This window comes from Bacillus sp. S14(2024) (assembly GCF_050473785.1).
In the GTDB taxonomy this organism is placed as follows: Bacteria; Bacillota; Bacilli; order Bacillales; family Bacillaceae_G; genus Bacillus_A; species Bacillus_A yunxiaonensis.
Map to the genome: position 1 here is coordinate 4,603,568 of NZ_JBFLUP010000006.1, position 11,433 is coordinate 4,615,000.

Here is an 11,433-nt window from a genome sequence, read left to right on the forward strand (position 1 = left end):
ATCATCCTGAATAATCCAATTTACTTATTGTGCAACAATATGGCCCGATTGCGGAACAAAAAAAGTCCTGCATATCATACAGGACTTTTAATCAAACTTTATTCCAAATCTATAAAACTCTTACTCAACAGTAACTGACTTAGCTAAGTTACGAGGCTTATCAACGTCACACTCACGGTGAAGCGCTGCATAGTATGCAATTAACTGTAATGGAATAACTGCTACAAGCGGTGCTAGTGCTTCGTGTACAGCTGGTACGATGAAGCGGTCGCCTTCCATTTCTAAGCCTTTCATTGCGATGATGCAAGGGTTTGCTCCGCGTGCTACTACTTCTTTTACATTGCCGCGAATACCTAAGTTTACGTGCTCTTGCGTAGCAAGTGCGATAACTGGTGTACCTTTTTCAATTAGCGCGATTGTACCGTGTTTTAACTCTCCGCCAGCAAAGCCTTCTGCTTGGATGTAAGAGATTTCTTTTAACTTCAATGCGCCTTCTAAACCAACATAGAAATCAACGCCGCGGCCAATGAAGAAACAGTTGCGTGTTGTTGCTAAGTATTCTTTTGCAATTGCATCCATTTCATCTTTTTGATCGCAAAGTACTTCCATTGCGTTTGCAACAAGACCAAGTTCTTGGATTAAATCAAAATCAACTGCTAAGCCTTTTGCTTTTGTAATATCAGCTGCTAAAATCGCTAGTACTGCAAGCTGTGCTGTGTATGCTTTTGTAGAAGCTACTGCGATTTCTGGGCCAGCATATAATGGTAATGTATAATCAGCTTCACGAGACAGCGTAGAGCCTGGTACGTTTGTAATTGTTAATGCCTTATATCCCATTTCATTTGTTTGTACAAGTACTGCACGGCTATCTGCAGTTTCACCACTTTGTGAAATGTAGATAAAGAATGGTTTTTCTGTTAATAATGGCATGTTGTAAGAAAATTCACTCGCTACATGTACTTCTACTGGTACCTTTGCAAAACTCTCAATGAATTGTTTTCCAACAAGACCCGCATGATAACTCGTTCCACATGCGATGATATAGATACGATCACTTTCTAAAATCGCATCACGAATCTCTTGATCTAGTTCGATTTCGCCATCTTCATTTTGGTACTTTTGAATAATGTTACGAATTACAAGTGGCTGTTCATCAATTTCTTTTAGCATGAAATGAGGATATGTTCCTTTTTCAATATCACTTGCATCTAATTCTGCTGTAAATGGTGCACGATCAATCGTTTCACCTTGTAAGTTTTGAATTGTAATCTTTTCTTTTGTTACAAGAACCATTTCTTTATCCATTAATTCGATAAATTGATCTGTAACTTGTAACATTGCCATTGCATCACTTGCAACAACATTAAATGTATCTCCAGTTCCCACTAATAGCGGGCTTTTGTTTTTAGCAACATAAATCATGTCTGGGTTTTCTGCATCAAGTAATGCCAATGCATATGAACCATGTAATAGTGTTAACGTTTTACGGAATGCTTCTTCTACCGTCAAACCTGTTTTCACTTGCTTTTCTATAAGCTGAACGATTATTTCTGTATCTGTTTCACTTACGAAGTTCACATCTTGAAGATATTCATTCTTTAATAGCTCATAGTTTTCAATTACACCATTATGCACAAGGGTAAAGCGCTCTGAAGCACTTTGATGTGGATGTGCGTTCACCTGACTTGGTACACCATGAGTTGCCCAACGTGTATGACCGATTCCCACGTTAGCTGCAACATTTTCATCCACGATTTCGCGAAGCTTTGCAATACGACCTTTTTCTTTAAATACAACAACACCATTTGTTGCTTGTACTGCAATACCAGCTGAATCATATCCACGGTATTCTAGCTTCTCTAAACCTTTTAATAAAATTTCCTTTGCATCTTGTTCACCAATAAATCCTACGATTCCACACATGTTTTGTCGCCGTTACAACATACTTATGTTCTCACATAAACATGTAACGACATAGTCCGATCCTTATTATTCACATACAAAAAACGGATTTTACATATCGCTAGCTTTGTAAGCTTGTAACGACTTTCACCTTCCTCTCATTTTTGGTTTCAGTCCGTATACTTCATACTGCTAGTGTAATCCGTTCCTCTTCTCTCATCACACTTTCACCTTTGTCCATAGAGTCACCTCAATGCTTTAAGTAAAAGTTTTCGGTTGTGATGAACAACCGGGAGCCATCCGCCGAAATCTCGATAAACTCCTCCTCGTCAACTACATCTTAGGTAGTTCTGGCGCTTCTTACTTCAATCTATTTTGCTGAGAAAAAGAACAAAATCATCTTATAACAAATGGAATAAAGCGTCAATGAAATTTTTTCATTGCAGATAAAAATTATATGCAAAAGGAGCACAAAGTGTGCCCCTTTTTATTATAAAATTCCGCTGTTATTCAGCTCCAACTTCTGCTTTCACAACTTCTACAATACGATTTACATATTGATTACAAAGCTCCTGTGTTGGCGCTTCTGCCATGACACGAATTAATGGCTCTGTACCAGAAGGACGAACAAGAATACGACCATCGCCATTCATCTCTTCTTCTACCACATGAATGATCTCTTTAATTTTTTCATTTTCTAATGCTTGTTTTTTATCTGTTACACGAACATTCACAAGTAATTGCGGGAATTTTGTCATTTCACTTGCAAGCTCAGATAATGATTTTTTCGTCATTTTCATAATGTTTACAAGTTGAAGTGCGCTTAACATTCCATCGCCAGTTGTAATGTAATCCAAGAAAATAATATGACCGGACTGTTCACCACCGAGGTTATAGCCACCACGTTTCATTTCTTCCATTACATAACGGTCACCAACAGCTGTTTGATCACTTGTAATACCATTTGCTTCTAAAGCTTTATAAAAGCCTAAATTACTCATAACTGTTGAAACAACCGTATTATGTTTTAACTTTCCAGATTCGCTCATATACTTCGCACAAATGTACATAATTTGATCGCCATCTACAATATTTCCTTTTTCGTCAACAGCAATTAAACGGTCACCGTCTCCGTCAAATGCTAGACCGATATCAGCACCTTTTTCTTTCACAAACTCTGCTAATACTTCAGGGTGCGTAGAACCTACGCCCTCGTTAATATTCATACCATTTGGCGCTGTTCCCATTGTGGAAATATCCGCTTCTAAATCAGCAAATAAATACGGTGCTAAGGAAGATGTCGCACCGTGCGCACAATCTAATGCGATATGTAAGCCCGCAAAATCTTCATCTACAGTTTGTTTAATGTATTGTAAGTATTTTTGTCCACCCTCAAAGTAGTCGTTTACTTGACCTAACGCTGTCCCCACAGGACGTGGAAGTTCATCTACTTCTTTATCTAATAATGCTTCGATTTCTTCCTCTTGCTCGTCTGTTAATTTAAAGCCGTCTGGGCCAAAGAACTTAATTCCATTATCCTGTACAGGATTATGAGATGCAGAAATCATCACACCAGCTTGCGCATCTAACGCTTTCGTTAAATAGGCAACCCCAGGAGTAGAAATGACACCAAGGCGCATTACTTCCGCTCCAATTGATAATAATCCAGCCACTAAAGCACCTTCTAACATATGACCAGACACACGTGTATCACGACCGATAATAACTTTTGGACGCTCTGTATTCTTTGTTAATACGTAGCCACCAAATCGACCAATTTTAAATGCTAATTCAGGCGTTAACTCTTTATTCGCAATACCGCGTACGCCATCAGTACCAAAATATTTTCCCATTACTATTCGCTCCTTCTTTCTTGCTCATTTCCTTTATCCGGCTTCTGCTCTGGTTGACCTTGTACTTCTTTTCCCGCTTCTTCTTTCTTCTTTGTAAGCTCTACCTTCGCATTTTTTTGTTTTAATTCTAATGTGACATTATCGGGACCAGTAATTTGAATTGGAACATCATGTGTTCCTACATCCATATTCCCTAAATTAATTGATGCTTTAATCTGCGCTGCATCTACTTTTGCTACAGCACTTGCATCCCCAAAAATATCAACACTGATTTTCCCATTTGCCGGGTCTAAAAGTTTCATTGTTAATAAATCCGATAAACCATTTACCTGTAAAGGAATACCGTCTATTGTTTTGCTCTGTTGCTTTTGTACTTCAACCGTTACCTTTACTTGGGTAGGTTCTGCTTTTGTAACACCTTTAGGTAAAGAAACAGAGGCATCGAAGGTTGTAGACTCTGTAATTTTACTTAAGTCTACTTCGACGCCATCAAGAGATGTAATATTATCAAGTACTTCTTTTGAACCATAAATCATTACTTCACTTGGTTCAACTTTTATATTCGTTACAGTTACACCTTCTTGTAAGCTCCCCTTTTTTGTTACACCTAAGGAAACTGTTTTTTCAGGTGTTGAAACTGGTATAGTGACATTGACAGTAGAAGAACCTGTTTTCAAATCCAAACGATTTCCATCTTTATCATACAATACAATTTTTGCTTCTTTTGTGACTGTTTTGTTAACACCTTTCAAATCAACATACGCTCGTACAAGTGCAATTCGCGAAAGCTCTTCCTCTGTACCAGCTACTTCAATCGTACTTGGCTTTACAGTAGGTTTGTCTACACTCGTTCCTGCCTGTAGTTGATTCTCATTTAAATACTTCACTTCTACAGGAAAAGATTTTACTTCTTTCTTTTGAATTGTAACTTTTATTTTCGCAGGCTGAACCTTCAAGTGCAAATTGCTCGGAACACCACTATATTTTAAAGGAATCTCATATGTCCCCGGTGTATACCCTCGCAAATTGATAAACACCTCATACTGTCGTTTCACTTTAGCTGCAGCTACAACATTATTTTGTCCTTCAAGAGTAACTGTTACATTTTCCGGAATACCACTTACAATATACTTATCCTCGTCATAGTAAGCAGATACAGGAACTCCTGATATTGTTTCTGTTGTATCTCCTACCGGAAAAGGCGATGGATTAAAATTACCTGATACATTTTTATCTAGGTTTGTTGACATGTAGAGCATAATTGCCAACAATAATGAAATTCCCCGTAAAAACCAATGGTTATCCATTAACTTATCCATGGCGTTTTCTCCTCCAATTCCATAAAGATGAAGAAGATTCTTTTATATTTCCACTTAGCTCTTTCATAAGCATTTCCTTTAATTGTTCACTTTTCAAATCACGATGTAATTCACCATTTTTTGTTAAGGAAATTTGCCCCGTTTCTTCTGACACAACAATTGTCAAACTGTCTGTTACTTCACTTACTCCCATCGCTGCCCGGTGACGCGTTCCTAATTCTTTAGAAATAAACGGGCTTTCTGATAATGGTAAGTAACAGCCAGCTGCTTTAATACTATTTCCTTGCATAATGACAGCCCCATCATGAAGAGGCGTATTCGGTATAAAGATATTAATTAATAGCTCTGATGAAATATTTGCATTTAGTGGGATTCCTGTTTCAATGTAATCTCCCATACCAGTCTCTCTAGCCATTGTAATAAGTGCACCAATGCGACGTTTCCCCATATATTCTGTTGCCTTTACAACAGCATTGACGACAGACTCCTGTTCATCTTCCTCTTGGTTACCTCCACGTGAAAATAAACTTCCCCGTCCAAGTTGCTCAAGGGCACGTCTTAACTCTGGTTGAAAAATGATAATAATCGCTAAAAATCCCCAAGTTAACGCTTGATCCATAAGCCATTGCAAGGTATGCAATTCAAAAACATAACTTAAAATGCGAACAATAATAATTACTGTAATCCCTTTCAAAAGTTGTACAGCTTTTGTACCACGGATTACAAGAATCAATTTATATATAACAAACCACACAAGGGCGATATCTACTATAGTGCTGAGATATTTCAAAAGAACATTCATATCTCCAAAAGGCATTCTGACCCTTCCTCCATCTATATGTAATTTACAACAACTAGGTTAATTATAACATACATTATATGAACCACAATTTCAAACCTCCTTCCTAAACCTGACATACAATCGTTAGATATCAGACTTTAAAAAGGGGTTATTAACATTATTTGTTGCTATACCTCTATTTTAAAATAAAAAAAACAGCTTTTCAGCTGCTTTTTAAAATTATTTCAACTTTTCACCAAATAAAGATCCCATTAATGCAACGGCTGCAATTGCAGTTTTATTTTTCTCATCTAAAATTGGATTTACTTCCACAAACTCAGCAGATGTAATTATACCTGATTCAGCAAGCATTTCCATTGCCAAGTGGCTTTCACGATATGATAATCCACCCATAACCGGCGTGCCCACGCCAGGTGCATCATGCGGATCAAGACCGTCTAAATCTAAAGATAAATGTACGCCGTCTGTATGTGATAAGTATGCAATTGTTTCTTCCATTACTGCCGTCATTCCCATACGATCAATTTCATGCATAGTGAAAACTTTAATGCCCTCTTTCTGAATAAGTTCTTTCTCTCCATCATCTAAAGAACGAGCACCAATGATAACCACATTTTCTTTTTTCACTTTCGGATACTCACCGTATAAATTAACAAGTGATGGATGACCATGTCCTAAGCTTGCAGCTAATGACATGCCATGAATATTACCAGACGGAGAAGTTTCTTCTGTATTTAAATCCCCATGCGCATCATACCAAATAACGCCAAGATTTTTATAATGTTTGGCAACACCAGCAAGTGTTCCAATTGCAATGCTATGATCACCGCCCAATACAAGCGGGAAACTTTTTTTCTCAATAATGTTATCAACTTTATCTGCTAGTTCGTGACATACTTTTACAACTTGTTCAAGATTTTTTAACTTTTCATTTTCATTTATTTGAGATTCTCTTTCAATACATATATCCCCTAAATCTTCCACGTTATATCCTATATTTTGAATTCTTTCAACAACTCCAGCATAACGAATTGCACTCGCTCCCATATCCACACCGCGGCGCGTTTGTCCTAAATCCATTGGTACTCCCACAATTGAAATTTCTTTCTTCATAGATGATTCCCCCTTTTATGCTTTCACTAAATATTTTAAATCTTTTCTATTGTCTGACTCAACTTAACATTTTTTTGTATTTATATGCACTAAATACAATATAAAAGAGCGATAAAGTTAGATTTTTCCGTTAAAATATGCATAAAAAAAAACATCTCTTACGAATAGAGATGTTTTTGTAATCCAAGTTTCCATACAGCTGCAATATTTCGTGCTGTAATATAAATATTTTCTTTTCCCATTTCATACGCTTCTTCTAATGTCATTACTCCTGAAACAATGCTAAATACAGCATCAATACCTTCTTCATAAATAGGAGTGTGATTCGAATGAACAGCTCCAGCAATTGCAATAACGGGAAGGTTATGCTCTTTAGCACGTTTTGCTACTCCTATAGGCGCTTTCCCATACACTGTCTGTGCATCAATTCGTCCTTCTCCCGTAATTACTAAATCCGCATCTTGCAAATGAGCATTAAAATTCGTGTAATCAAGTACAATGTCAATACCTTTTCTAAGGGTACCATGTAAAAAGGCAACGATAGCCGCTCCAAGTCCGCCTGCAGCACCTGCTCCTGGAATAAATTCAATATCAATATGAAGAGTTTGTTTGATTAATTGAGCATAATGCTTCAAATTACAGTCTAACCTCTCTATCACCTCGTCTGTGGCACCTTTTTGTCTTCCAAATACAAACGATGCCCCTGTTCCTCCTGTTAACGGATTCGCAACGTCACAAGCTGCTTCAATTTTAACCTTCTTTAAACGAGAATCGAGCTGTGATATATCAAAAGAAGTAATAAAATCTAAATTCCCGCCATTCGGCTCTATCACACGATTGTCACTATCAAAAAAACGCACACCTAAAGCAGATAACATTCCTGCTCCTCCATCATTTGTAGCACTTCCTCCAAGCCCTAAAACAATATGATGGACTCCATTTTCTAGCGCATGTAAAATGAGTTCCCCTGTTCCCCTTGTTGTCGTTAGAAGTGGATTTCTTTTATCAAGTGGAACATGGTGTAAACCAGAGGCAGCGGCCATTTCAATAAAGGCAGTCCGTTTATCTGAGGAGAGACCGTAAAACCCTTCTACTAAATCTCCTAACGGACCTGTAACAGGAATATTCACGATTTTTCCCTGTGTTGCATCAACAAGAGCTTGTACTGTTCCTTCCCCACCATCTGCAATAGGAATTTTTACATACTCTGCTTCAGGGCATATAGAGCGAAATCCTTTCTCTACTGCTTCACATACTTCTAATGCAGTTAAACTTTCTTTATAAGAATCAGACGCAATGATAATCTTCACATGAAACAACTCCCTTTCACTATATGAAAAACCAGTGAATAACCCCTCCTTATCCACCTTCCGTTCTGATTGAAGAAGGTGCTTCCTGTTTCATAGACTATTGCATAGCGGGGTGTTCCACTGCGTCTTACACAGTCTCCACAGGCGTAGATTATACTGTTCGGACATAACCTTGCCCTACAGTTTGTAGACTTTAGTTTGTGGCAAACAATTCTTCTAATCCTTTTTGTAAGATGTTCCGGCTCGCGTTATAGTCTCTATCCAATACGGTTCCACACTTTGTACAAATATGAGTACGAATACGGGGGGTTCTTCATTCCCCATCTAGCTTCTTCGATTCTCTCTCAATCTTGAGGTAGGAGTCTTACTGCCCGCAAATAGCGAGATAAACAAAAAAGCTTGAAATCCTATATTGGACTTCAAGCTTTTCTTTTATGTGTATGGAGCCTAGCGGGATCGAACCGCTGACCTCCTGCGTGCAAGGCAGGCGCTCTCCCAGCTGAGCTAAGGCCCCGAAGTAACAAAGCGGAAGACGGGATTCGAACCCGCGACCCCAACCTTGGCAAGGTTGTATTCTACCACTGAACTACTTCCGCAAAAATGGTGAGCCATGAAGGACTCGAACCTTCGACCCTCTGATTAAAAGTCAGATGCTCTACCAACTGAGCTAATGGCTCGTAAATGGCTGGGCTAGCTGGATTCGAACCAGCGCATGACGGAGTCAAAGTCCGTTGCCTTACCGCTTGGCTATAGCCCATTAATATTTACTAGTATGCTTGTCTCACCAAAAAAATAAACCTTTGTAAGGTTAATTTTTTAAAAAATGGTGGAGGGGGGCAGATTCGAACTGCCGAACCCGAAGGAGCGGATTTACAGTCCGCCGCGTTTAGCCACTTCGCTACCCCTCCGACATTAAAAAATTATGGTGGAGGATGACGGGATCGAACCGCCGACCCCCTGCTTGTAAGGCAGGTGCTCTCCCAGCTGAGCTAATCCTCCAAAAGTGGTGACCCGTACGGGATTCGAACCCGTGTTACCGCCGTGAAAGGGCGGTGTCTTAACCACTTGACCAACGGGCCAAAAAGTTTCGATACTTCGCGCAAGCTTCCAACCGGGCTTGAACCGGTGACCTCTTCCTTACCATGGAAGTGCTCTACCAGCTGAGCTATGGAAGCATATGGCTCCGCAGGTAGGACTCGAACCTACGACCGATCGGTTAACAGCCGATAGCTCTACCACTGAGCTACTGCGGAATAATGCAAGCCTGGCAACGTCCTACTCTCACAGGGACAAGGTCCCAACTACCATCGGCGCTAGAGAGCTTAACTTCCGTGTTCGGTATGGGAACGGGTGTGACCTCTCTGCCATCATTACCAGACTTTTATTATTATACACATTCTTTTCAGAATGTCAACAGGAATTCCAAAAAAATATATTCCTTCAAAACTAGATAACATTTGCTTCATATTATATGGTTAAGTCCTCGATCTATTAGTATTCGTCAGCTCCACATGTCACCATGCTTCCACCTCGAACCTATCAACCTGATCATCTTTCAGGGATCTTACTAGCTTACGCTATGGGAAATCTCATCTTGAGGGGGGCTTCATGCTTAGATGCTTTCAGCACTTATCCCTTCCGCACATAGCTACCCAGCTATGCCCTTGGCAGAACAACTGGTACACCAGCGGTGCGTCCATCCCGGTCCTCTCGTACTAAGGACAGCTCCTCTCAAATTTCCTACGCCCACGACGGATAGGGACCGAACTGTCTCACGACGTTCTGAACCCAGCTCGCGTACCGCTTTAATGGGCGAACAGCCCAACCCTTGGGACCGACTACAGCCCCAGGATGCGATGAGCCGACATCGAGGTGCCAAACCTCCCCGTCGATGTGGACTCTTGGGGGAGATAAGCCTGTTATCCCCGGGGTAGCTTTTATCCGTTGAGCGATGGCCCTTCCATGCGGAACCACCGGATCACTAAGCCCGACTTTCGTCCCTGCTCGACTTGTAGGTCTCGCAGTCAAGCTCCCTTATGCCTTTGCACTCTACGAATGATTTCCAACCATTCTGAGGGAACCTTTGGGCGCCTCCGTTACTTTTTAGGAGGCGACCGCCCCAGTCAAACTGCCCACCTGACACTGTCTCCCGGGTCGATAAGACCCGTAGGTTAGAATTTCAATACAGCCAGGGCGGTATCCCACCAGCGCCTCCACCGAAGCTAGCGCTCCGGCTTCAAAGGCTCCCGCCTATCCTGTACAAGCTGTACCAAAATTCAATATCAGGCTACAGTAAAGCTCCACGGGGTCTTTCCGTCCTGTCGCGGGTAACCTGCATCTTCACAGGTACTATAATTTCACCGAGTCTCTGGTTGAGACAGTGCCCAAATCGTTACACCTTTCGTGCGGGTCGGAACTTACCCGACAAGGAATTTCGCTACCTTAGGACCGTTATAGTTACGGCCGCCGTTTACTGGGGCTTCAGTTCAGAGCTTCGCTTGCGCTAACCCCTCTCCTTAACCTTCCAGCACCGGGCAGGTGTCAGCCCCTATACTTCGCCTTACGGCTTCGCAGAGACCTGTGTTTTTGCTAAACAGTCGCTTGGGCCTATTCACTGCGGCTTTCCGTTAAGAAAGCACCCCTTCTCCCGAAGTTACGGGGTCATTTTGCCGAGTTCCTTAACCAGAGTTCTCTCGCTCACCTTAGGATTCTCTCCTCGCCTACCTGTGTCGGTTTGCGGTACAGGCACCTTTTATCTCGCTAGAAGCTTTTCTTGGCAGCGGGGAATCAAAGACTTCGCTCCATAAGGAGCTTCCCCATCACAGCTCAGCCTTCGCGGTAAGCGGATTTGCCTACTTACCAGCCTAACTGCTTGGACGTGCACAACCAATCGCACGCTTCTTCTATCCTTCTGCGTCCCTCCATTGCTCAAACGATAAAGAGGTGGTACAGGAATATCAACCTGTTGTCCATCGCCTACGCCTGTCGGCCTCGGCTTAGGTCCTGACTAACCCTGAGCGGACGAGCCTTCCTCAGGAAACCTTAGGCATTCGGTGGACGGGATTCTCACCCGTCTTTCGCTACTCATACCGGCATTCTCACTTCTAAGCGCTCCACCAGTCCTTACGATCTGA

General features: G+C 41.1%; 6 protein-coding genes, 9 tRNA genes, 2 rRNA genes and 1 pseudogene (1 of these 18 running past the window's edge). All 18 read right to left on the bottom strand.

Features of this window, described 5'->3' with window-relative positions; all coding sequences use genetic code 11:
* Window positions 1–120 precede the first annotated feature (120 nt).
* Window positions 121–1,923 carry a glutamine--fructose-6-phosphate transaminase (isomerizing) gene (gene glmS / locus AB1279_RS23210; protein WP_429752799.1) on the bottom strand — a complete coding sequence of 601 codons (1,803 nt, stop codon included), beginning with the start codon at window positions 1,921–1,923 and terminating at the stop codon, window positions 121–123.
* Window positions 1,924–2,408: 485 nt separating this feature from the next.
* Complete coding sequence (gene glmM / locus AB1279_RS23215) at window positions 2,409–3,755, bottom strand: phosphoglucosamine mutase (RefSeq protein ID WP_429761176.1); 1,347 nt, start codon at window positions 3,753–3,755, stop codon at window positions 2,409–2,411.
* A 2-nt stretch (window positions 3,756–3,757) separates the two neighbouring features.
* A complete protein-coding gene (locus AB1279_RS23220; RefSeq protein ID WP_429761178.1) occupies window positions 3,758–5,074 on the bottom strand; it encodes a CdaR family protein in 1,317 nt (438 codons plus the stop codon).
* Window positions 5,067–5,891, bottom strand: a complete 825-nt coding sequence (gene cdaA / locus AB1279_RS23225; RefSeq protein ID WP_429752802.1) for a diadenylate cyclase CdaA — start codon at window positions 5,889–5,891, stop codon at window positions 5,067–5,069. The genes AB1279_RS23220 and cdaA overlap by 8 nt, the downstream gene beginning before the upstream one ends.
* A 204-nt stretch (window positions 5,892–6,095) precedes the next feature.
* Window positions 6,096–6,989, bottom strand: coding sequence for an arginase (gene rocF, locus AB1279_RS23230; protein ID WP_429761179.1), 894 nt, complete (start codon window positions 6,987–6,989; stop codon window positions 6,096–6,098).
* A gap of 158 nt (window positions 6,990–7,147) precedes the next feature.
* Window positions 7,148–8,299, bottom strand: coding sequence for a glycerate kinase (locus AB1279_RS23235; protein WP_429761181.1), 1,152 nt, complete (start codon window positions 8,297–8,299; stop codon window positions 7,148–7,150).
* Window positions 8,300–8,492: 193 nt separating this feature from the next.
* Window positions 8,493–8,600 (bottom strand): annotated as a pseudogene (locus tag AB1279_RS23240) (zinc ribbon domain-containing protein); the annotation flags it as partial.
* A gap of 140 nt (window positions 8,601–8,740) precedes the next feature.
* Window positions 8,741–8,813, bottom strand: a tRNA-Ala gene (locus tag AB1279_RS23245).
* Window positions 8,814–8,823: 10 nt separating this feature from the next.
* Window positions 8,824–8,895 (bottom strand) — tRNA-Gly (locus tag AB1279_RS23250).
* 5 nt (window positions 8,896–8,900) lie between these two features.
* Window positions 8,901–8,976 (bottom strand) — tRNA-Lys (locus AB1279_RS23255).
* Window positions 8,977–8,981: 5 nt separating this feature from the next.
* A tRNA-Gln gene (locus AB1279_RS23260) sits at window positions 8,982–9,056 on the bottom strand.
* Between the two features lie 67 nt (window positions 9,057–9,123).
* Window positions 9,124–9,207, bottom strand: a tRNA-Tyr gene (locus AB1279_RS23265).
* A gap of 15 nt (window positions 9,208–9,222) precedes the next feature.
* A tRNA-Val gene (locus AB1279_RS23270) sits at window positions 9,223–9,298 on the bottom strand.
* A gap of 5 nt (window positions 9,299–9,303) precedes the next feature.
* Window positions 9,304–9,378: transfer RNA gene (locus AB1279_RS23275), tRNA-Glu, on the bottom strand.
* A 23-nt stretch (window positions 9,379–9,401) separates the two neighbouring features.
* A tRNA-Thr gene (locus AB1279_RS23280) sits at window positions 9,402–9,474 on the bottom strand.
* A gap of 3 nt (window positions 9,475–9,477) precedes the next feature.
* A tRNA-Asn gene (locus AB1279_RS23285) sits at window positions 9,478–9,552 on the bottom strand.
* 9 nt (window positions 9,553–9,561) lie between these two features.
* Window positions 9,562–9,677, bottom strand: a 5S ribosomal RNA gene (gene rrf / locus AB1279_RS23290).
* 93 nt (window positions 9,678–9,770) lie between these two features.
* Window positions 9,771–11,433 (bottom strand): 23S ribosomal RNA (locus AB1279_RS23295) (it continues 1,259 nt past the right edge of the window).